The following is a 21465-nucleotide window of genomic DNA, read 5'->3' on the forward strand; positions in this document are numbered from 1 at the left end:
CAACGGGTTTCGATACGCGGGCCGCAAGGCGGCGGGCTACTCAACCCACGGTTGCACGGAACGCCCGCAGCCTGAGGCTGTTGCCCACCACGAACACGCTCGAGAACGCCATCGCGGCTCCCGCCAGCATGGGGTTGAGCAGGCCGAGCGCCGCGATCGGCACAGCAGCGACGTTGTACGCGAACGCCCAGAACAGGTTCGACTTGATCGTGCGCAACGTGGCCCGCGAGAGTCGGATGGCGTTCACGGCTCCCCGGAGGTCTCCCCCGACGAGTGTGATGTCCGACGCAGCGATGGCCGCGTCGGTCCCCGTTCCCATGGCGATGCCCAGATCCGACTGCGCCAGCGCAGGGGCGTCGTTGACGCCGTCGCCCACCATCGCGACCGTCTTTCCCTGGTCCTGAAGGCGCGCGACGACCTCCACCTTGTCCTTCGGGAGCACCTCGGCGATGACCTCGTCGATGCCCACCTCGGCCGCGATGCGCTTGGCCACTGCTGCGTTGTCTCCCGTGAGCAGCACGGGCGTGAGGCCCAGCCTCTTCAAGCCGGCGACCGCCTCGGCACTCGTGCTCTTCACCGTGTCGGCGACCGTCAGGATGCCCCGCGCCACGCCGTCCCACGCGACAGCAACGACGGTCTTGCCGTCCCGCTCGGCCGCCGCCTTCGCATCCTCGAGCTCGGCGCTCAGCGGTACCGCCCAGTCAGCCAGTAGCGAGACCCTGCCTACGAGCACGGCGCGCCCGTCGACGACGCCCTGAACGCCCTTGCCCGGCACGCCCACGAAGTCGTCAGCGGTCGGCAGCTGGCCGAACTGGTTCCTCGCGGCGGTCACGATCGCGTGCCCGATCGGATGCTCCGAGGCATCCTCCAGCGCGCCCGCGTACCGCAGCACCTCGGCGCGATCGACCCCGGATGCAGCGTTCACGCCCTCGAGCGCCATGCGTCCGGTCGTGACGGTGCCCGTCTTGTCGAGCACGACGGTGTCGACCCTGCGTGTCGACTCGAGCGCCTCTGGCCCCTTGATGAGGATGCCCAGTTGCGCCCCGCGTCCCGTCCCGACCATGAGAGCGGTCGGAGTGGCAAGGCCCAGCGCGCACGGGCAGGCGACGACGAGCACCGCCACCGCCGCGGTGAGGGCGGCGGCGACGGGCGCGCCCGCCACGAGCCATGCGATCAATGCGACGACTGCCACGCCGATCACGATCGGCACGAAGACGCCGGAAATGCGGTCGGCGAGCCGCTGCACGCGCGCCTTTCCGGCCTGCGCGTCTTCGACGAGCTTCGCCATCTGCGCCAGCTGCGTGTCGGCCCCCACCCGCGTTGCGCGCACGATGAGTCGCCCGCTCACGTTCATGGTTCCGCCCGCCACCTGGTCGCCACCAGCGACCTCGACCGGCACCGACTCACCCGTCAGCATCGACACATCGACCGCGGATGCCCCAGAGACCACTGTGCCGTCGGTCGCGACCTTCTCACCCGGACGCACGACGAACTCGTCACCGACCTCCAGCTCGACCACCGGAACGGATGTCTCGCGTCCGCCGCGCAGCACCCTGGCCTCGTTCGCGCCGAGCTCGAGCAGGGCACGAAGCGCGGCGCCGGCCTGACGCTTGGAACGCTTCTCGATGTAGCGGCCGGCGAGGATGAACGTCGTCACGCCCGCCGCCACCTCGAGGTAGATGTTCCCGGTACCGTCGCCGCGAGAGAGCGTGAGTTCGAACGGATGCCGCATGCCAGGCATCCCTGCCGTGCCGAGGAAGAGCGCGTACAGCGACCACAGGAATGCGGCGGCGACCCCCATCGAGACGAGGGTGTCCATCGTCGCAGCGCCGTGCCGCAGATTCACGAGCGCTGCACGGTGGAACGGCCACGCACCCCACACCGCGACGGGCGCGGCCAGCGCGAGCGATGCCCACTGCCAGTAGGCGAACTGCAACGCCGGGATCATGGCCATCGCGATGACGGGAGCCGACAGCAGCGCAGACACGATCAGCCGGCCGCGCAGCGAGTCCAGCTCGGGGTCGGCGAGCGCAGTGCCATCGGTGTTGCGCTCACCGTCACTTGCGCCGGCCTGCCCTCTGCTCAGTGCGGCAGTGACGGCGGGCGCATGCACCCATGCCTTGTATCCGGCCTTCTCGACCTCGGCGATGAGCTGCGCGAGTTCGATTCCGGCAGGAACGGCAACGGATGCCCGCTCGGTTGCGTAGTTGACGCTGGCGGTCACGCCGTCGAGCTTGTTCAGCTTGCGCTCGATGCGGTTCGCACACGACGCGCAGGTCATGCCGCCGATCTCCAGTTCGATGCTCGGAGCATCGGATGTCTGCGTCAGCGTAGTCATCGACGCCTCCCTCAACGACGCACGGCGGTGTACCCCGCCTCACGCACTGCGTCGAGAACCGCGCCATCGTCGATAGGCGCCGCCGAGGTGACGAGGAGCTTGCCATCCCTGGCGCTCACGGCGATCTCCTGCACGCCCTCCAGCAGACCGACCTCTTCGCGCACCGACGACTCGCAGTGCTCGCAGCTCATACCCGTCACGTCGTACTCGGTGGTCACCATCGTCGTTTCCTCCTCATTCAGGTTCGATTCGATAATACCCCCCAGGGGTATTTCGTTCGCAACGCGAAGGCCTGTTGCCTTATTCCGAAACTCCGCCTCCCATCTCCGCTCCATCTGCGACGCTGGAGAACGTGCGCCCGTTTCTGCTCATCGCCACGCGTTTCGACGACCATCTGGCCGACGCGGAGTACGAGGCGTTCCGATCGTTCGCGGGCCTTGGCGGCAGCGAGCTGACCCGCGTCCGCCTGGAGAAGCATCCGCTGCCAGAGATCGACCTGGATGCCTACTCGGGCGTCTTCTTCGGCGGCAGCCCGTTCAACGCCAGCGACCCGCGCGCAACAAAGACGCAGGTGCAGCTGCGGGTCGAGGCGGAGCTTTCCGCACTGCTCGATCGCATCGTCGATGCCGATTTCCCGTTCTTCGGCGCTTGCTACGGCGTCGGCACTCTTGGCGTGCACCAGGGTGGTGTGATCGACCGCACCTACGGCGAGCCGGTTGGCACAGTGCAGGTGCGGCTGACCGACGCAGGAATGCGCGACCCGCTCTTCGCAGGCATGCCTCCCACCTTCGGCGCGTGGGTCGGGCACAAGGAGGCCGTCACGAGACTTCCGGCGGATGCCACGCTGCTCGCCGAAGGGGACTCCTGCCCGGTGCAGGCCTTCAAGGTGAAGACCAACCTCTACGCCACTCAGTTCCACCCCGAGCTGACGGCAGACGACATCGTCGAGCGGGTTCGCACCTACCGCTACGAGGGCTACTTCGAGCCGGACGAGTTGGACTCGACCGAGCGGACCATCCGCGCTGCGCCGCCCGTCGAGTGGCCGTCGCGCCTGCTCCGCGCTTTCGCGCAACGTTACGCACGCTGATCGACCGGTCGAGTCGACGGATGCTCCGCGCAACCTCAGACAGCGACCTCATAACGCGGTCCAAAGCTGCTCAGAATGCACGGTGGCAGCGTGGGCGCATGCCCGACTATGCAGCCGAGATCGAGTTCCACGTTCCCGACTTCGCAGGTGCCGAGTTCCGCATGCTCAGCCGCCAACTCGTCCCTCTGCTCGAAGATGCCGAGGGCGTGACGCACGTGCAGGCCGATCGCGCGGCCAAGTGCATCCGCGCGGGTATCGCGCTGAGCGCGCCGAGTTCGTCGACCGCGAGGGCCAAGGCCGGGTCGCTTGCCAGGGCGCTGCAGGCTCAGACCCGCAGGGTACGCAGCGAGCGCATAGCCCTGCGTGTGGAGATCGTTCGCAACTCATAGCCATCCCACAAACCGCATTCAGAGGTCAACCCCCCAGGCGGAGGCCGCTGGGCCGCGCTACATTAGAGGCATATCCACTGGATGTGGCATCGAGCACTCCCAGCAGGCATCCCCAGGAGGGGAGGCGAACGGTGCGTTCCCAGGGGTACAAAGGGAATCCTGGCGGCCAAGTGTTCGGGTCACTTCGCCTCCAGGATTCCCGCTTTCATTGTGGTTTGGCCCCATCGCCCCTTGCAGGACCGGGCGTTGCTGGCGGGCGAACGGGCCGGTGCCACGGCAGACGCGTTCCTTCGCGCCTACGCGGCCGACGCCGCATAGGACTCCCACCGCGACCTACTACGACGCAGACTGTAGTTCTGAACGGAAGGGCCAGCAGATGTCCGAAGCATCCTCCATCACCGTTCGTTCCGCCGACGGCACCTCCATCGGCTATGAGCTGCACGGAGACGGCCCCGGAGTCATCCTGATCGACGGCGCCATGTGCTTCAGAGACTCCGGCCCGATGCGGCCGGTGTGCACACAGCTCAACGCGGACTTCACGGTGCTCATGTACGACAGGAGGGGCCGCGGAGCCAGCGGCGACGCCCAGCCGTACAGCGTGGACCGCGAGCTCGACGATCTCGAAGCGCTGCTCGACACGCTGCTCGACTCGACAGGCACCACGTGCGGTGCGCCGACGCTCGTCGGGATCTCGTCGGGAGGTGCGCTCGCGCTGCGCGCCGCCGCGCGCTTCGGCAACCGGGTGCGTGCCGTCATCGCGTTCGAGCCGCCGTACATGCCTGAGCCGCTCGCTGCCCATGCCCAGAGCTATACCGCTGCCCTGTCGAACGCACTCACGTCTGGTGACCGGGACGCAGCGGTCGAACTCTTCCTTCGCAGGGTGGGGATGCCACAGGAGGCGCTCGCGGGCATCCGGCAGTCCCCGGCGTGGCCGGGCATGACAGCGCTCGCGCCCACGCTCGCCTACGACGACGCGGTCATGGGCGACAGCCGGATCCCCGTAGATCTGGTCGCCTCCATCGCCGCACCCGTGCTGGCGCTGGCCGGCGGTGCGAGCCCGGACATGATGCGGTTCGGGGCGCGCGAAGTGGCGGAATGCGCTCGCGGCGGCGAGTTCGACGTGCTCGAGGGACAGGGCCACGACGCGGATCCCGCGGTGCTGGGCGCACGCATCCGGGAGCTCCTGCTGGCGTGATCGCATCGTGACCCCGCAGCATCCGTTTCGCTAAGAGAAACGGCTACCGCGTGCGGGCGCCCGTGCTTCGTCAGCGAAGCGGGGTGCCAGGACGCAAGCGAGAACCGCCGCCGCCCTGGATCAGCGCTGCACGGCGAACGACTCGCCAGGACGAACGGCGCGCAGCTGGTACGCGCCGGAGAATCCGAGTGACCGGGTCACCCACCGTGGGGTGACGGTGCGGGCGCCCAGGTCGAACGACAACGTCAGGCGGTGCGGAGTATCGATGAAGGCGACGTCGATGCGCAGCACGCCATCGGAGGAGCGGATGCCGCCCCGCACGGCCACCGGGACCTCGAGCGTTCCCGACTCCCCACCATTGGTCACGACCCACTCGCCGTCACCGACGAGCCCGCCCACCGTGCCTGTCGGTGTCGTCGAAGTGCGCTCCGGAGCGACTGCCGCGAGCCAGCCGTCTGCTGCCTCTGCAGCCGAGGTCGCTTCGGCCGGCGGGATGGCGGCCGCCTCCGCACTGCCCTGCTCGCGCACGACGACTCGCCATCCACTCGCGCCGGACCCGTGCTCGCGCTCCAAGGCCACCGAGGTCAGGGTCTCATACTCCTCGAGCGATACGTCTTCGGCGGACCGCTGGTACTCGCCGGCGGCCGCGGCATCGAGTTCGGTCAATGAGAGGAACTCTTCCTCGCTCGCACCCTCCTGCGCCGTGGCGATCGGGAAGCCGATGCCCCGGCGGATGCCGTGCAGCGCGTCGCCGCCGCCGGTCTCCTGAAGCGGCTCGTCGCGGAACGCCGGAAGCAGATGCTTCCACACGCGGTTCAGCAGGTCTTGCATGTCGACGGTCTGCGACGTGATGGCCACGACGGCGTCGTGCTCTGGCAGCACGATGCAGTACTGGCCGAAGGCTCCGTCTCCGCGGTAGCCGTGCCGCGCCATCCAGAACTGGAAGCCGTACCCCTGCTCCCAGTCCGAGTCGGCCTTGGTGAGGGAGTTGCGCAGAGCGTTGTCGACCTGGAGGCTCGTCGCCTGCCGCACCCACGACTCGGACAGCAGGCGCTTGCCGTTCCACACACCGTGCCGCAGGTAGAGTTGCCCCAGCTTCGCGACGGATTCGGGAGTCGTGAACAGCCCGGAGAAGCCCAGTTCGACATCGACGGGCTCCTGTTGCCAGCCGACGGGAGCGATACCGAGCGGCTCGAGCAGTCTCGGTCGCAGGTACTCGCTCAAGCGCACGCCTGATCGGCGTTGGACGATGGCGCCGAGCGTGTAGGTCGCGAGCTGGTTGTAGGTGAAGACGCTGCCCGGTTCACGCTCCGGCGGTGTACCGAGGAACGCCTTGATCGGATGCTCGGGATCCATCGCGAACGCGACGATCATGTCGTTCAGGTGGCCGGTCGCCATGGACGCGAGGTGCCGCACCAGGATGCCTCTGCTCGCGCGCGCAACGCTGTCGGCGTACTCCGGAAAGTAGTCTGCGGCAGGCGCGTCCAGGTCGAGAAGGCCCTCCGCGGCCGCGAATCCGGCCGCGGTCGACGTGAAGCTCTTGCTGAGGGAGTAGACGAGTTGGGGCCGATCGAGCGCGTACGGCTCCCACTGTGCCGACGCGATCACGGCGCCGTGCCGAACCACGACGAGAGCGTGCGGGTCCTGCGTCGGGTCGCCGTCCAGGTCGTCGATGAGCGAACGGATGCCCGCCGGGTCCACCCCCTCGGCCTCGGCACTGCTACGGCGCCAGCCGGCCTGATTCGCTTCCCACCCGCGGGCCAGGCCATCCTCATCGATCGTCATTTCGCGGGCGTGGTCGGCGTCGTTGCTGCTCACTGGCATCCTCTCGATTTCGTCATGACGAGCCTTCCACGTCTGCACGAAGGCCGCGAGCACTGTATACAACAGTGTTGTATAGTTGCGCACACATCGTGAGGAGACATATGAAGCTGACCAGGCACGAGCACGCTTGCGTGACGATCGAGCACGACGGGACGACGATCGTCATCGATCCGGGAACCCTGACGCCCGCCGCCGCCGACCTGCTCAGGAACGCGCACGCCGCGTTGATCACGCACGACCACTTCGACCACTTCGACGCGGATGCCGTGCGGGCCGCTCTCGAGGAGCAACCGGAGTTGCGCGTGTACGGACCTCAAGCAGTGGCGGACGCGCTGGCCGGCACCTCCGCGGCGGCCGAAGGGCGTGTGGTCGCCCTCACCGAAGACGCGCAGCTGACCGTGGGCGCCGTCGACGTGACGGCCTTCGCCGGGTTGCACGGCGTGATCCACCCCGAGATCCCGGTCCCGGCCAACGTCGCCTACCTCGTAGGCGGAAAGGTGCTGCATCCCGGTGACGCGTACATCGCTCCCGGCGCGCCGGTCGACACGCTCCTGCTCCCCACCTCTGGCCCGTGGACGGTGACCGCACAAGCGATCGACTACGTGAGGTCGGTTGCGCCGCGCCAGACCATCCCCATTCATGACGCGATCCTCAGCGAGTTGGGCAGGGCCGGCTCACAGAGGATGCTCGGTGAAACGGGCCCAACGCGAACCCCGATGCTCCAGACGGCACCCGGACAGTCGGTCGAGTTGTGACGGCGACGCCGCACCGCGCCGGCTGCCGATCACGATCAGGCGGCCGGACCTAGGGTTCTCAGATGGCCGAATCGGATGCCCGCGCGCTCGCTGAAGACCTGCGCCTCGCGATCAGCAGGCTCGTACGTGCCACGCGCGCGCAGAGCTCAGGCCTGCCCCGCGTGCACGCCGAGGCACTGGCGCAGCTCGACGCGGAGGGCGCGCAGACGATAGCCCAGCTCGCAGCACGACGAGGCGTGCGCCACCAGGGCATGAGCAGAGCGGTGGCCGAGTTGGAGTCGACCGGTTACGTGTCTCGCTCGCCGAACCCGTCGGACGGTCGCGGGTACGTCATCTCGCTCACGGAGGCGGGGCACGCGGCACTCGAACACGGCCGGGATCTGCGCAGGGATCTGCTCGCGCGCGCGATAACGGAGCGTCTCGACGACGAGCAGCTCGAGCTCCTGAAGCAGGTGCCCGAGCTGCTCAGGCGCATCACGCCGTAGCTACGCCACCGGCAACCATGTGCGACGCCGGCACTCCTACTTCAGTTGCGACGTGAGCGTGTTCTGCAACGTGGTCAAAGCATCCTTCGGCGTCGCCTTCAAAGCCAGCACGCTCTGCGCGAAGTTCGTCATGGCAGGAGTGCTGTCGACCAGGGTGACGTTCGAGAAGAGCGCGGCACCACCAGGAGCGGCCCACGTCTTGCAGACCGGTTGCCATACCGAGATCATTTTCGCGGCGTTCTTGTCCGCCTGGAACTCCTTGGTCTGGGCGATCGACTTGAGCACGGGCAGCCCGGGACCGGTCCCCTGAGTCCACAGCGGCGCCATGTTCTTGTAGTAGTAGGTGAGGAACGCCTCCGACCCCTTCTGCGACGGGGTGTTGGTGTACATCATGATGTTGTTCGGGAACGAGAGCGTGCCCTTCTTGCCGCTCGCCGATACGAGCGGGTCGCCGACATACATGTCGGGGCCGGCGTCCCCGCCCACCTGGGAGGCGAGGCCCGGCGCCTCGAAGCCCATGGCGAAGCGCCCCGCCTTCCACTGCGAATACGCGTTGTTGGTCGAGTAGCCGGTGCTGCCTGGGTCCATGTACCCCTTCTTGACCATCTCCACCACGAAGTCGAGCGCCTCGATGTTCTGCTGCGTCACGCAGTTCGGCTTCTGCTCCGCGTCGAAGAGGCCGCCGCCGTTGTTGATCAGCAGCGCGACGAGGATCTGGAAGCCGTTGCCCTGCGCTCCCGACGAGATGCCGAAGCCGTATACGCCGTTCTTCTTCAGCGCCTCGCACGCGTTCAGGTAGGACTGCCAGTCGGTGGGCGGCTCGACTCCCGCCTGGTCCAGAAGCGACTTGCGGTACCAGAGCACCCGCATGTCGAGGTTGTAGGGAACTGCGACATAACCCTCAGGGGTCTTCATCGTGTCGATGAGGCCGGGGAGGAAGTCGTCATACAGCCCGTTCTTCTTCCACGAGTCCAGCAGTCCGTCGGCATACGCGATGTGGTGCTGCTTGGAGAACTGGAAGGCCTGCGTTCCACTGCCGCTGCTGACGGCCGGACCCGTTCCAGATGCCACGGCCGATGCGAACGTCGTCGTGAAGTTGGCCCATTGCACGGACTGATAAGTGGCCGCCGGCAGCGAGCCACTTGGCTTGTAGCCAAGCGTGATCTTCTTGTCCAGCGGAGCGAACTTCACGTTGCCCCATGGCATGTTCCAGAACTTGATCGGTTTGCCGCCGGCCCCGGTCGAGGAGCATGCGGCAAGAAGCGTCGCAGCGGCCACGCCGCCTGTGACGGCCATGAAGCCACGCCGCGAGAGAGCTGCAGCACTGGGTGAGCTGTTCATCGAATTTCCTCCGCTAAGCCGATCCTGCGTCGGCGCTCGTCGTTGAACGTGGAGAACGGACGTGCTTTGCGCAAAGTACCGTCATTTGTTCAGCTGTCGGCCATATCTTGACAGCCAATTTTCCCGATTGCAACCGGGATGGTGGCTAAGGCGTTTGCGCAAACTCTCGTCCTCGATATGCTCGTGCTCATGACGGATGGCGCGAGTAACCGGCCGCCGCAGCGCGCGACGCTGTCGATGGTCGCCGAGGTCGCGGGCACGAGCATCCCCACGGTCTCCAAGGTGCTGCGGGGCGGCACCGACGTCTCGCCGGCCACGCGTTTGAGGGTGATGGATGCCGTGCGCAGCGTCGGCTACACGCGCCGGGCATCCGCATCGCCTGTCGTCCCCCCGGCCAGCGAGAGCCGGCCAGGCATGATCGACCTCGTCGTGAACCATGTCGAGGGCTCGTGGGCGAACAGCGTACTCACCGGGGTGGAACGCGTGGCGTCCGAAGCCGACCTCGACGTCGTGATCACGCTGGTGCGCAACGGGGCCGACTGGGTATCGCGGTTGCTGCGGCGCCCGTCCGCCGGAGCCGTCGTTGTGCTGGTCGACCCGACGTCCAGCCAGGTGCAGGCACTTGCCGCCGCACACATCCCGGTCGTGCTGATCGATCCCATGACCAAGCCGGCGGTCGAGGTGGCAAGCGTGGGCGTGGCGAACTGGGACGGCGGGCGCCTCGCCGCCGAGCATCTGACCTCCCTCGGGCATCGGCGCCTCGGCGTCATCGCAGGGGCAAAGGCGCACGTCTACAGCAGGGCCAGGATCGACGGCTTTCGCTCCGCAGTGGATGCGGCCGCATCGGACGGTTCAGCCGTACGCGTCGGGTACGCGGACTGGGACCGCGGGCTTGCCGCGCGTCAGACCCACGAGTTGCTCGAGCGCGATCCGGGGCTCACCGCGATCTTCGCATGCTCGGACATCATGGCTCTCGGGGTCTACGACGCCCTGAAGGCTGCCAGCAGGAGCATCCCAGCCGATGTGAGCGTGGTCGGATTCGACGACGTGCCAGAAGCAGAGTGGGCCAGGCCCTCGCTCACCACCATCAGGCAGCCGAGCGCGGAGATGGGGGCAACGGCCGTGCGGATGCTTCTGGAGCTGATCGGAAGGGGAACGGCGGCGGGTGGCGCAGTTCCGCGGTGGGAGATGTCGACCGAACTCGTCGTGCGGGAGTCCACGTCCGGCCCAGCGGCCTGACCGGCCGTACTCGGACGGAACCCAGGCGAGCAGCGTATCGAGGGCCGGGCAGAATTTGGCGAAACCTGAGGATTTCCCGCGGCGTCTCCGCTGGTCGGTCTGAGACGATCGGGGGGCTGCGTTTCGCAGTGCGCCGCAACCCGATGCGGGCGAGAGCCACCCCGAAGCGATCGCCCGGCCTGGCGAACACCCCTTCGTTCGAAGGTCGCGGTTCGGCGGCGGACCCGCCCCACCCTGCAGAGCACCGTTGGGGCGGGTCCGGCCGTCCGGCGCGTTGCGCCAGGAGACCGCTCCCTAGTCGATCCGACCGATGGGGGATTCGTCGTAGCTGTCGGTGTCGGTGATCGCCGTCGCGATGGCCCTACCCGACTGCGCGAAGGCAGCATGCACGCCGTGCGAGGTGAAGTCGGCTTCGACGATCGTCTCAGCGCGCAGTTCGCCGAAGCCGGGGAACGACACGGTGAGGAAGCGCGGAGGCGCGCTGAAGGCATCTTCGTGCACTAGCGCCGAGGCGTGGAGCAGAAGCATGCCGGGCAGGTGGTCGACTGCGTGGTCGAAGAAGAACGGGTCGGCCTCGTCCACCCTCAGCCGCGCACGCAAGTGGTCGCTGTCGCGTTCGATCGTATCGATGAGTGCCGCGCCGGCATCCCGGATGTCATCACCCAGCCGCTCGGCATGCCGCCTGATCGCGCGGTACTCACTGTCGCTGAGCACACGCGCCCCGACGTGCCCGGATGCCACGCCAGGCAGCCGGTAGTCGACCTCGAGAATGAACGGCAGGTCTTTGCGATAGCGGATGTCGGCGAACGTCACCTCGAGCTTGCCCTCGAATGCCCCAAAGCGCGGGAAGTAGAGGTTGTCGGTCTCAACTTGCAACGTCATCGTGGAGACGACGAACTGCACCGAGTGGCCCATTCCGAGGCCGGCCACGCAGATCGCCAGCCCTGCCTGCCGGAACGCCTCGGCCAGCAGCGTCACGGGAATGCGCGAGGGCACGGGATGGCACAGCCAATGGCTGCGCGGGATCTCGATCTCGGCAGACCAGGTCTGCTCGGTTACTTGCTCGATCGCCCAAACGAGCGTTTCCGATCGAGTGGAGCGGTGAGCGGCACTGCTGTCAATGAGAGGCAACGGATGCACCCTTAGCTTGTCGAGTTCGCGCTGAAAACGGCGAACCGACCGACAGGCTCGGCCGGTTCAACCATCTGACCGCTTCGGGTACGGCCGCGCGATGTGCTCCAACACTAGCGGCCGGCCGGCGCTCACGGACGCGGATTCGTGTCCCCCAATCAGGCCCTAGCGGCTCACGGATGCATGGGCAACGTCGTCAGCGGCGTCGACACCGCCCTGGCGGGCAGACGCACCGTGAAAGTCGAGCCGAGCCCCGGCTCGCTGTCCACCTTGACAGTGCCGCCGTGAGCATCCACGATCGTCTTCACGATCGTCAGCCCGATCCCGACGCCCTGGATCGCGGCCTCACGGGCGTCGCGCGTTCTGAAGAACCTGTCGAAGAGTCGCGACTGGTCGGACTTGCTGATGCCGCGGCCGTTGTCGCACACGGCGATCACGATGCTGTCGTCTTCATTCTCAAGCCGTACCGCGATGGTTCCTCCCTCTGGCGTGTATTTCGCGGCGTTGGAGATCAGGTTGTCGACGACCTGCTTGATCCTGGCGGCGTCGAGATGGGCGAGCACCGTGCCCGAAGGCACCTCGAGCTGCAGAACCTGGTGCGCGGCATCCAGCGTCGGTCGGAACGTGGTCACCGATTGCGTCAGGAGTCCCGACACGTCGACGGGCTCGATGCGCAGCGCCAGCTCCCGCGTGCTCGTGCTGAGCAGGTCTCGGATCAGGGCGAGCATCTGCGTTGCGCTGCGTTGGATCGTCCTGAATTCCTTGCCGAACCCGAGTGCATCCACATCGAAGCCGTCATCGATGAGGTCGAGGTAGCCGACGATGGAGGTCAGCGGCGTTCGCAGCTCGTGCGAAACGGTCGCGAGGTATTCCTCTCGAATCTCGATGGCGTTGGCTAGGTCGGTTACGTCGTAGGTGACGATGGCCGAGCCGAGCCGCTCGCCGTTCGGGCGCGCGATCGCATGTGCCTCGGTGACGATGGCCCGCTGTTCGCCCTCCGGGTCACCCACCCAGTAGATGAGCCCCCTCTGGTCGCCTTCAAGCGTCTCGGAGATGATGTTCTTGTCCTGCTTGACTCGGGTGCGCCGGTCGGATGCATACACATGGTGGCTGAGGCCGGTCGCCGGATCGAAACCCGTCAGTCCGAGCAGGCGCTCGACCATTCGGTTGTGCAGCACCGGCTTGTTCTCGTTGTCGTAGAACAGCACGCCGACGTTCACCGCGTCCGCAATGGAGCGGATGACGACGCTGAGATCACCCATCTCGTCGAGGAGCCGCTTCAGCTCGGCCGAAGTCTTCTGCAACTCGATTTCAGCCTGCTGCTGCCTGTCGCGCAGCCAAAGCTCCGATGTCGCACGGCCCACCTGCACTCCGATGTAGGCGAAGAGCGAGCGTTCGAATGCGGTGCGACGCGCGGGCGACGCGCCGTCCGCGACGAGGAGCGCACCTGTGGCGGAGTCGTCGAAGCCGATGGGCACGAGCACGACGCTCCGCGTGTCGCGATCGAACAACGCCGTCGCGACGTCGCGATCCTGCTCAGGCGACAGATCGACGATCGGCTTCACCACCGGCCCCGTACGCGGCGGCTCGAGCCCGGCCTGCGCATACTGCGAGGCGAGGGTCGTCAACGGCTCGACCAGTTCACCCGATTCACCGCCAGGCGATGTCCAGCAGACCGGCAGCGTCGATCCGTCTGCCGGATCGGCAGGAACCAGAACCGCAACCTCTTTCGCCCCGAAGATGCGTCGGATGCCGTCGGTCGCGGCCGCGGCAAGGTCAGGGAGTGTCTCGGCGGTGTGTATCGCCCAGGTGAGTTGCATCGTCTGGGTTCTGAGGGACTCGGCCGCGGCAAGCCGTGTACGTCGCTTCAGCGCCCGCTCCCTCAGCAGGCCGACTCGCACGGCGAGTTCACGCGGTACCTGGTCGAGAAGCACATAGTCGCGGTCGATGGCGGCCACGTCATCGTGGTCCAGGTCGCCAGGCGATTCCGCGACGATCAGCACTGCGTCGTTCTCGGCGTCCACTGCATGCCGTCGCACTGTGGCAACGGACGAGCGGATGCCTGCGGCACCCAATGCCGCGCGGGCTGCAGCCTCACCCGCTGCCGTCTGCGCGACCACGATCACGTGCGGCGCATGCACGACATGCTGCTGGCGGCCGAACGGATCCATAGCCACTGACCATCCAGACATCGCGCTCCCCCTCCGGGCGCGGGCGGGGACCTATCTCCCCGACCCCAGACCCTGGCGGCCGGTACAGCAGCCTGTGATCCACCGTGCCGCGCCGTAGCGTCACCTCAAGTGTGACATGCGAAAGCCCACTGTCCTGAGGGAGTCTTGAGCAGCCGTTGCGTTCAATGCGTAGAGAGGTGCGACAGACTGGCAAAGTTCCCGCGAACGAAGAATTGTGGGGGCGCCTTCAACCCGAATGAAGACGCCCCCTCTCCCCCGGTCCGAAACGTGCCTCAACCCGAATGTGGCTCGTCGGCACACGGCGCGTCTGTAACGATCGCAGTGTGGAGAACTACAGAGTATCCGTCCTGGCTGTAGTTCTCCACACAACGCGCGCAATTGGATCACCCCCTAGTGGGGGATTGACAAAGGTGATACCGTGCAGGACTCAATCGCGAGGAGCGGCGAGTCGGTAGCCGACGCCGCGCACGGTCTCGATGAGATACGGCGAGTTGGCGTTGTCGCCGAGTTTCTTGCGCAGGTTGCCGACGTGCACCTCGACGCCCCGCCGGTCAGCATCGCCGACGTAGGGATTGGCCACGTAGCCATCGCCTCGAAGCAGGCGCGCCAGGTCGTCCTTGCTGCGCACGTTGCGGCCGGATCGGAGCAGCGCTTCGAGGATTTCGAACTCGCTTCGCGTGAGCACGAGCTCGACGCCGTCGCGTTCGACGATGTGCGCATCCGGATCGAGCACCACTCCGTTGTGCTCGAGGCGTCCGCCGACCGACGTGTCGGGAGGATCGGGAATTGCCGCGATGTCCTGACGGCCGTGAGAACCCGAGTCGGCCGCATGGCCCCCCGGTATCGGAATCTCCATGGTGCGCGGGCGACGCAGCATGGCCTCCGCTCGAGCGCGCAGCTCACGTGGACGGAATGGCTTGAGCACGTAGTCGTCGGCTCCCACCCCAAGGCCCTGCAGAGCGTCGATCTCCTCGTCCCGAGCCGTCACCATCATGATGTACGCACTGCTGAGCGCGCGGATGCGCTTCGCAGTCTCGAACCCGTCCATGCCGGGCATGCTCACGTCCACCGTCACAAGCACCGGACGACGCTCGGCAACTTGCACAACACCGTCGACGCCGTTCGAGACGGCGATGACTTCCAGACCCATCTGCTCCAGCACGGTGCCGATCAGTTCGCGGATACCGTCATCGTCCTCGATGACGACCGCGCACTCCCCCACGATCGTTCCCATGGACCGAAGCGTAGCAACCGTGCGGCGGCGATGAGACCGGCCGAACGGCGCGGGAGATCAATGGTTTCCGCTACGCGCCGCACTTGGGGGGCATAGGCTGAGACCGATGGCACAAGCGCGAGCCGTAGCGCGACGGGATGAGATCGTGCATGCCGCGGCTGCCGAGTTCGACGAGGTGGGCTACGCCGCAGCATCCCTGTCCGGCATCGCTGCGCGCTTGGGGCGCACCAAGGGTGCGATGAGCTATCACTTCTCGTCGAAGGCATCCATCGCTCGCGAGGTTGTGGTGCTCCAATACCAGCACTGGGGCGACGTCGTCGAACGGGTGCGCCGCGAAGGCTACTCGGGGCTCGAAGCGATGGTGCTCCTCTCCTTCATCGTGGGCGGCAGATTCCGCGATGATGTTCTCGTGCGCGCGGGCATCCGTCTGCAGCACGACGCCGGCTTGCACGAAGTGGACCTGCCGACGCCGTTCGTGGGATGGAACACCCTCACGCTCGAGTTCCTCGAGGAGGCAGGGTCTGCGGCGAAACTGCCGGATGGGCTTGATCGCGCGGGCGTCGCCGAGGTTCTGGTCGCGGCGTTCACCGGTCTGCAGCAGGTCGCGTATCGCCTGACTCGTGCCGCAGACATCGACGACCGGGTCGAGCGCTACTGGCTGCTCCTGCTTCCCAGCCTCGGTGTGTCGGACGCCGGGCATCTCATCTCGCGGTTGCGCGAGCAGTCCAGGCGGTTTTAGCCAAAAGTCGCTCAATTTGCAACCGTCCAGACGCGCGTCTAGATTAAGCGCGGACCCAAGGACGGACAAGGGGCGAACGCATGGGCAGCCTGCTCGTGCCGCGGACGCGGCCGACTCACCCGGAGCATCGGGCCGATGACTCCGTCGGGCCGAGGTGAGCCCGAACGCGCAGCGGAACGCCGTCGTCATCGAAGACGATGTCGAGATCCGAAACCTCATCAGGGCGGTGCTGGAGCGTGCCGGCCTTCACGCGACCGTGTCGTCGAACGGACTCGAGGGCATCGCAGCCGTGCGTGCGGTGCATCCCTTCGTCATCACCGTGGACATCAGGATGCCTGGCATCGACGGCTACGAGACGATCCGCCGCATCCGTGCCATGAGCAACGCCTGCATAGTCGTACTCACGGCGCTCACCTCCAAGCACGATGAGGAAGAGAGCATCCGGTCGGGTGCCGACTTCTTCATGACGAAGCCCTTCCGCCCGCGCGAGCTGCAGGCGTGGGTCGCTCATCTGCTGCGCGGAGTGCGCGAGAACTGAACCTGCCCCACAGAAACTGCGAACCTACGACTCGCCCTCGGCGCTGGCGCCGCGCTTGCCTCAGGAGGCGGTGATCGGGCGGAACGTCTCCTGCAGCGAATCGAACCTGCCGTCGGCGGCGAGCTCTGCGAAGAGGTACACCTCACGCGTGGTGATGGAGCCATCCCGCCCGACCAGCCGGATGATGTGCCGCTCGGCATAGGCGGATCCGCGCGCCAACTCGTCGAGCACCTCGATCTCGACCGTCTTGATGAGGGACCGCAGGTGCTCGACCTGCGTCGCGAAGCCGCCGCGGTCTATCCACTCGCCGTCCGTGCTCTGCCGATATGAATCGGTGAAATGGCGGGTAAGCGCTTCCTCGACGGGGAGGTCGTGGTCGGCGAGGAGGTCGCGGAGTGCCGCGGAGATCGATGCCATACGGGTCCCTGATGGTCGAATCTGAGTAAGGCCACCGTACCGTGTTCGGGGGCACGCCAAAGCCTATCCGTTGCTAAGACGCGAATTCGTCGGCGCCTAGGACCCGCGCGGCGCCAACGGTGCGTCGATGGCCATGACGGGCCACCCTCGCTCGTGCGCCACTTGGAGCATGTAAGGGTCGGAGCCCACGACGACAGGGTGGTCGACGCCCTCCAGGAGCGGCAGGTCGCTTGAGTGGTCTCCGTAGCCCCAGCTCTCCGTGTCGGTGCCCAGCGCCGAGAGGTAGGCCTCGACCGTGCGCCGCTTGTCGTCGCCGATCATCGGGCGGCTGATGGTGCCGGTATATCGGCCATCGACGACCTCGAGCCCCGTGCAGTACAGGTCTTCGACGGCGAGATCGTCGGCCAGCGGGCGCAGCGGGCCCACGAACGAGCCGGAGACGAGCACGACGTGGTCGCCGCTCTGCTGGTGTTCTCGGAGCAACTCCAGAACATTCGGCCGATAGAAGCCGGGCTTCGAGGATGCCTGCGCGTACCAACTCCGGCCCGCCTCGGCTACCTGCGCGGCCGGTTGGCCTGCCCAGATGCCGAAGTAGAGGCGATTGAATTCGCTTCGGTCGAGACGCACCACCTGCTGCGCGAGATCGCGAAGCTCGTCCTGGGAGATCATCGAGGGCACGAGGCTCAGATAGTGCAGCAGAAACGACTCGAGCGTCCGCACCGATACGAGCGTCTCGTCGACGTCGAAGAACGCCACACCCTGCACACGTGACATCGGCTTCGCTCCTCACCGCCCTGATGCTCAAGACGGCATGGCTGGGCCGCTCCGACGCTAACACGCCGACGTGGCGTGCGGGAGGCACGCCGCGACGGCCCTGGAGCCCGAGAGCCCACGAGGCGAAAGAAGGATGCTGGCGCCTGCCGCTCGCCCTGGCAACCCCTTTGCAGCATGCTGCGACTCACGTTGGCTGTCGAGTGACAACAAGGAGGATGCATATGGCTCAGATCATCGAGAGCATCGACGTTTCCGTGCCGGTCACGACGGCGTACAACCAGTGGACGCAGTTCGAGTCGTTCCCCGACTTCCTCGACGAGGTGGACTCGATAACCCAGCTCGACGATACGCACACCCGTTGGAAGGTGACGGTCGGCGGCGTGACGCGGGAGTTCGATGCCGAGATCACCGAACAGCATCCGGACGAACGGGTCGCCTGGAACAGCATCGGCGGCGAGACCGAGCACGCCGGTGTTGTCACGTTCCACAAGCTGAGCGATGCGAGTTGCAGGGTGACCGTGCAGCTCGACTGGGAACCGCAGGGACTCGTCGAGAAGGCCGGATCCATGTTGGGCATGGCCAAGCACGCCGTGAACAAGGACCTCGAGAACTTCAAGAAGCTCATCGAGAGTCAGGGAATCGAGACCGGAGGATGGCGAGGCGATGTCCCGCGGTGACGAGGCGACCGGACTGCAGGAGCAGGCCAAGCGCCCGCGCACCGCGATCGCGGGGCCCTACGGGCATCCGTTCCACCCGATGATCGTGACGATCCCCATCGGAACGTGGCTTGCGAGCGTCGTCTTCGACATCGTTGCCCTGTCTGGCGTGGAGCCTCGGGCGTTCGCCCTCACGTCGCAGTGGCTCATCGCCATCGGGGTGATCGGCGCGGCGATCGCGGCATGCTTCGGGCTGATCGATCTGTCGGGCATCCCGTCGCGCACACGCGCGAAGCGGACCGGACTGCTGCACCTCACGTTCAACACGATCGCGCTGATCCTGTTCATCGTGAGCTTCATCATCCGGGCCGTGCAGGGCCCGGACCCCTCGGTGGTCGGCTTCATTCTGTCGATCATCGGGCTCATCGTCGTCGGGGTCTCCGGATACCTCGGCGGCGAGCTGGCCTACCGATACGGTGTGCGGGTGGCCGACGAGGGCACGCAGCGCGCCGGGTACTACGAAGGGTGAGGATCACTCCTCGAACGTGACGGTCCCGATATACATCTGTCTGGCCGTGCGCTGCCCGTTCCAGGCGTGGAATGCGGTCAGGTAGCGGTCGTCCGCTACCAGCACCGAGTTGTGCCCGGGGCCGGTGAGGCGCGTGCTCGCGGAGCTGAGGAAGCCGGGCGCTGGGCCAATGCCCACCGTCGACGCGAGTTCCCCGGACAAGGATCGACGCAGGCAACTCCTGCAAGGAGGAGTCGCCTGCGTCGCAGTCGAGCAAGCCGAGGTACCGGTCGCTAGGTGTCAGTGGGTCTTGACGAAGATCTCGTCGCTGAGCACGCCCGGACGGATGCGAAGCAGGCCGTCATCTCCGACTGGCACCTGGATGACAATGTTGCCCGTCACAGTTGCGCCTGCGTAGAGTTCCTGGCCGCTGAAGCTCGGATCTGGAGGTACGACCAAGTGGTCGAAGGTATTGATCACGTTGCCCTTCGAGGTGACGTAGGAGACACCGACAAGTGATGTGTCTCCGGAGTCCTTTCCGCTGTAGGTGACAGTGAGGTTGATCAGTGCATACGTCGATCCAGCCTCCGGCTGGTCGTTGAACTGGTTGGCCTGGGTGACGGCGTCTGCACCGTTCAGGTTCACCGAGTTCACCGTGACGCTGTAGTCACCGCCCGTGATCTGCGACCCGATCGGGGCCGGATTGTTCCGCGTGCCTACTTTGCCCGAGCCTGCGTCTGCCTTGGAGCTACTGCTGGCAGCGCCGGAAGACTTCGGCTCGGCCACACTCGAGTCCGTGCCACCCAACGCGCCGGCGACAACCGCGAAGAAGACCACGAACCCCACGATCGTGCCCACGATCGAAATGATGAGGCCAGTGAGTGCAAGAGCCTTGCCTTTGCCCTTGAGGAAGAGGGCGACGATGGAAAGGACAAACGCGATAGGCAGCGCCACCCAGCCAACGATGAGGGCGCCCGGAATGCAGGCGAAGATGAACCCGATGACGGCGACGCAGAGCGCGACGATTCCGAGCACGTTCACCTGCTTCGCGGGCGTGGACGGCGGGAGAGTCGTCGTCTGCCCTGTCCCATTTGCCGGAACCTGTCCTGATGAGTACTCACCAGCCTGCTGTGCCGATTGGGTCCCATACGTGGGCTCGACGGAGGCGACTGCTGCAGCTGCAACTGGTGCCGTCGTGGGCGTGTCTGCCCATCTTTGTCCGTCCCAGTACCGTTGCTGACCTGTCCCGTCGTCGTAGAAGCCGGGCGGCGGGGGTACGGGATTGTCGCTCATGTGGTGCCTTCCTCTCATTGCTGTGTAACGTGCAAACGATACTGAGCAAACACTCAGGATCAGGGCGTGCGAGCCCCTCAGACCCGTTTTGGGGGTAGGAGCGCCAGCAGTCCCGACGGTCGATCAAGGGGGCCTCGTCCGCGGCGTCGGGCCTCCTGCCCTCACCCGATCGTGATCGGCGAGCCGGGCGTAAACGCGTTGTCGCTGACGAGCAATGTCGTCGGCTTCGCGCCCGGGGGCAGGTCGAACAGCACCGGTCCCTGCACGGCGTTGCCGGGGTTGATCGCCGCGAGCCACGTGTTGGCGTCTCCGGATGCGTAGAGGGTCGCCGCGTCGTCGGCACTGAACGTCTTGCCGGATGCGTCCTTCAGCTTCAGGTCATCGGCGATGAACATCTGCGAACTGCTGCCCACGTTCGCGACCTTCAGGTCCACCTGGAAGAAGGAGCCCTGAGCTGTCTTCGTCAGCGGCGCTGAGCCGGCCGTTGTGCCGGCATCCTTGACGTCCAGCACCGTGAATTCGAAAGCGCCGGCCTTCACCGGAGTATTCATCCCGGGCGCCGATGGTGTCGAGGCCTTGGTCGCGGGCTTACCCGAGGAGGAGGAGGCAGGTGTCGTACCTGCGGAGCACCCGGTGAGGGTCGCCGAGAGAACCACGGTCGCGGCGCAGAGGAGCAGTGTGGTGCGAGCTGTTCGTGTGAACATTGGTCTTTCCGATCCGGTGAGATGTGTTCGAGTCATGCAGCCGATCAGGCCGAGACCAGATCACCAGGACAGCTCGGCGCGCCCAACGTCGGAAGGGTCGGGATCGACCGACTGAAAGGAGGGTGTCCGCGATCTCGGATCCGCATCATCGGAGGGAAGAAATCGGCTGCCCACTCCCTACCATCGGATCCATGACGACCCTGGACGCATCATCGATGCCGTACGTGCCGTAGCCGCCGGGGATGCCGCATTCAGCGCTCGTACCGCTCGGCAGCTGACCGAATGGGTGCAGGACTCGCATACGGCGCAGCTGCGACGAGATGCTCAACTCAAGCTCGCGACGCTCACGGAGCGGGAACGCGAGTACGCTCTTGCCACTGTCACCGGCGCATCCGATGCCGAGCTTGCGGCTCAGTTCTTTGTCTCCGAGACGACGGTCAAGTCGGCGCTGGCGACGATCCGCATGAAACTGGGGCTGCGGACGAAGACCGATGTCGCAGTTCTCGTCGCCCGCGCCGGCAACTGAATTGCCGGAACTCGTCCGCTCTTGTTGCCAAGAGGCGTACACCCGACCGGGTCCATGCCCGGAGCCGCATGAGCGGAACTCGACGCCCGCATCGCGCGCC

Annotated in this window: 23 protein-coding genes; 11 read left to right on the forward strand and 12 right to left on the reverse strand. The window is 66.4% G+C overall.

From position 1 onward, the window contains the following. Window positions 1-40 precede the first annotated feature (40 nt). Complete coding sequence (locus tag ACO2Q7_RS07870; RefSeq protein WP_423355049.1) at window positions 41-2338, reverse strand: heavy metal translocating P-type ATPase; 2298 nt, start codon at window positions 2336-2338, stop codon at window positions 41-43. A gap of 11 nt (window positions 2339-2349) precedes the next feature. Beyond that, on the reverse strand, window positions 2350-2559 hold the full coding sequence (locus tag ACO2Q7_RS07875; RefSeq protein ID WP_423355050.1) for a heavy-metal-associated domain-containing protein: 210 nt from the start codon (window positions 2557-2559) through the stop codon (window positions 2350-2352). Between the two features lie 131 nt (window positions 2560-2690). On the opposite strand from ACO2Q7_RS07875, the gene ACO2Q7_RS07880 reads away from it, so the two are divergent. The 3 genes from ACO2Q7_RS07880 to ACO2Q7_RS07890 all read left to right on the forward strand — a co-directional run bounded on the left by ACO2Q7_RS07880 (window position 2691) and on the right by ACO2Q7_RS07890 (window position 5009). Then, complete coding sequence (locus tag ACO2Q7_RS07880; RefSeq protein WP_423355051.1) at window positions 2691-3425, forward strand: glutamine amidotransferase; 735 nt, start codon at window positions 2691-2693, stop codon at window positions 3423-3425. A 98-nt stretch (window positions 3426-3523) separates the two neighbouring features. Beyond that, a complete protein-coding gene (locus tag ACO2Q7_RS07885) occupies window positions 3524-3814 on the forward strand; it encodes a hypothetical protein (RefSeq protein WP_423355052.1) in 291 nt (96 codons plus the stop codon). A gap of 376 nt (window positions 3815-4190) precedes the next feature. Next, the gene (locus tag ACO2Q7_RS07890; protein ID WP_423355053.1) at window positions 4191-5009 is read left to right on the forward strand and encodes an alpha/beta fold hydrolase; all 819 of its coding nucleotides are present in this window, start codon (window positions 4191-4193) and stop codon (window positions 5007-5009) included. Between the two features lie 120 nt (window positions 5010-5129). Here ACO2Q7_RS07890 and ACO2Q7_RS07895 read toward each other — a convergent pair whose 3' ends face one another. Further along, window positions 5130-6827, reverse strand: coding sequence for a serine hydrolase domain-containing protein (locus ACO2Q7_RS07895; protein WP_423355054.1), 1698 nt, complete (start codon window positions 6825-6827; stop codon window positions 5130-5132). 107 nt (window positions 6828-6934) lie between these two features. On the opposite strand from ACO2Q7_RS07895, the gene ACO2Q7_RS07900 reads away from it, so the two are divergent. Both ACO2Q7_RS07900 and ACO2Q7_RS07905 read left to right on the forward strand, forming a co-directional pair. Further along, window positions 6935-7588 carry an MBL fold metallo-hydrolase gene (locus tag ACO2Q7_RS07900; protein WP_423355055.1) on the forward strand — a complete coding sequence of 218 codons (654 nt, stop codon included), beginning with the start codon at window positions 6935-6937 and terminating at the stop codon, window positions 7586-7588. 62 nt (window positions 7589-7650) lie between these two features. Further along, a complete protein-coding gene (locus ACO2Q7_RS07905; protein WP_423355056.1) occupies window positions 7651-8073 on the forward strand; it encodes a MarR family winged helix-turn-helix transcriptional regulator in 423 nt (140 codons plus the stop codon). A 36-nt stretch (window positions 8074-8109) separates the two neighbouring features. Here ACO2Q7_RS07905 and ACO2Q7_RS07910 read toward each other — a convergent pair whose 3' ends face one another. Next, window positions 8110-9414 (reverse strand): ABC transporter substrate-binding protein, encoded by a 1305-nt coding sequence (locus ACO2Q7_RS07910; protein ID WP_423355057.1) that lies wholly within the window; start codon window positions 9412-9414, stop codon window positions 8110-8112. A 189-nt stretch (window positions 9415-9603) separates the two neighbouring features. On the opposite strand from ACO2Q7_RS07910, the gene ACO2Q7_RS07915 reads away from it, so the two are divergent. Then, window positions 9604-10653: a LacI family DNA-binding transcriptional regulator gene (locus ACO2Q7_RS07915; protein WP_423355058.1), complete on the forward strand. Its 1050-nt coding sequence runs from the start codon at window positions 9604-9606 to the stop codon at window positions 10651-10653. Between the two features lie 294 nt (window positions 10654-10947). Here the strand turns inward: ACO2Q7_RS07915 and ACO2Q7_RS07920 are convergent, their stop codons facing one another. From ACO2Q7_RS07920 to ACO2Q7_RS07930, 3 genes are all read right to left on the reverse strand, one after another. Beyond that, a complete protein-coding gene (locus ACO2Q7_RS07920) occupies window positions 10948-11784 on the reverse strand; it encodes an AfsA-related hotdog domain-containing protein (protein WP_423355059.1) in 837 nt (278 codons plus the stop codon). A 173-nt stretch (window positions 11785-11957) separates the two neighbouring features. Beyond that, on the reverse strand, window positions 11958-13976 hold the full coding sequence (locus ACO2Q7_RS07925) for a sensor histidine kinase (protein ID WP_423355060.1): 2019 nt from the start codon (window positions 13974-13976) through the stop codon (window positions 11958-11960). Between the two features lie 427 nt (window positions 13977-14403). Further along, window positions 14404-15210 (reverse strand): response regulator transcription factor, encoded by an 807-nt coding sequence (locus ACO2Q7_RS07930; protein ID WP_423355061.1) that lies wholly within the window; start codon window positions 15208-15210, stop codon window positions 14404-14406. Window positions 15211-15316: 106 nt separating this feature from the next. On the opposite strand from ACO2Q7_RS07930, the gene ACO2Q7_RS07935 reads away from it, so the two are divergent. After that, window positions 15317-15949, forward strand: a complete 633-nt coding sequence (locus ACO2Q7_RS07935) for a ScbR family autoregulator-binding transcription factor (RefSeq protein ID WP_423355062.1) — start codon at window positions 15317-15319, stop codon at window positions 15947-15949. A gap of 154 nt (window positions 15950-16103) precedes the next feature. Beyond that, window positions 16104-16487 (forward strand): response regulator, encoded by a 384-nt coding sequence (locus ACO2Q7_RS07940; RefSeq protein WP_423355063.1) that lies wholly within the window; start codon window positions 16104-16106, stop codon window positions 16485-16487. Window positions 16488-16547: 60 nt separating this feature from the next. Here ACO2Q7_RS07940 and ACO2Q7_RS07945 read toward each other — a convergent pair whose 3' ends face one another. Both ACO2Q7_RS07945 and ACO2Q7_RS07950 read right to left on the reverse strand, forming a co-directional pair. Continuing rightward, window positions 16548-16904 (reverse strand): hypothetical protein, encoded by a 357-nt coding sequence (locus tag ACO2Q7_RS07945; RefSeq protein WP_423355064.1) that lies wholly within the window; start codon window positions 16902-16904, stop codon window positions 16548-16550. A 96-nt stretch (window positions 16905-17000) separates the two neighbouring features. Next, the gene (locus ACO2Q7_RS07950; protein ID WP_423355065.1) at window positions 17001-17678 is read right to left on the reverse strand and encodes an HAD family hydrolase; all 678 of its coding nucleotides are present in this window, start codon (window positions 17676-17678) and stop codon (window positions 17001-17003) included. A gap of 221 nt (window positions 17679-17899) precedes the next feature. Here ACO2Q7_RS07950 and ACO2Q7_RS07955 point away from each other — a divergent pair, with 221 nt between their 5' ends. Then, window positions 17900-18355, forward strand: coding sequence for an SRPBCC family protein (locus ACO2Q7_RS07955; protein ID WP_423355066.1), 456 nt, complete (start codon window positions 17900-17902; stop codon window positions 18353-18355). Beyond that, on the forward strand, window positions 18342-18863 hold the full coding sequence (locus ACO2Q7_RS07960) for a DUF2231 domain-containing protein (RefSeq protein ID WP_423355067.1): 522 nt from the start codon (window positions 18342-18344) through the stop codon (window positions 18861-18863). The genes ACO2Q7_RS07955 and ACO2Q7_RS07960 overlap by 14 nt, the downstream gene beginning before the upstream one ends. A gap of 3 nt (window positions 18864-18866) precedes the next feature. Here ACO2Q7_RS07960 and ACO2Q7_RS07965 read toward each other — a convergent pair whose 3' ends face one another. The 3 genes from ACO2Q7_RS07965 to ACO2Q7_RS07975 form a co-directional block, all read right to left on the reverse strand. Then, window positions 18867-19064 carry a hypothetical protein gene (locus tag ACO2Q7_RS07965; protein ID WP_423355068.1) on the reverse strand — a complete coding sequence of 66 codons (198 nt, stop codon included), beginning with the start codon at window positions 19062-19064 and terminating at the stop codon, window positions 18867-18869. Between the two features lie 78 nt (window positions 19065-19142). Then, window positions 19143-20135 (reverse strand): DUF4352 domain-containing protein, encoded by a 993-nt coding sequence (locus ACO2Q7_RS07970; RefSeq protein ID WP_423355069.1) that lies wholly within the window; start codon window positions 20133-20135, stop codon window positions 19143-19145. A gap of 161 nt (window positions 20136-20296) precedes the next feature. Continuing rightward, window positions 20297-20839, reverse strand: a complete 543-nt coding sequence (locus tag ACO2Q7_RS07975) for a DUF4352 domain-containing protein (protein WP_423355070.1) — start codon at window positions 20837-20839, stop codon at window positions 20297-20299. Window positions 20840-21125: 286 nt separating this feature from the next. Here ACO2Q7_RS07975 and ACO2Q7_RS07980 point away from each other — a divergent pair, with 286 nt between their 5' ends. Beyond that, window positions 21126-21365, forward strand: a complete 240-nt coding sequence (locus tag ACO2Q7_RS07980; RefSeq protein WP_423355071.1) for a response regulator transcription factor — start codon at window positions 21126-21128, stop codon at window positions 21363-21365. Window positions 21366-21465 lie beyond the last annotated feature (100 nt).

This window comes from Rathayibacter sp. KR2-224 (assembly GCF_049446075.1).
Taxonomy (GTDB): Bacteria; Actinomycetota; Actinomycetes; order Actinomycetales; family Microbacteriaceae; genus Humibacter.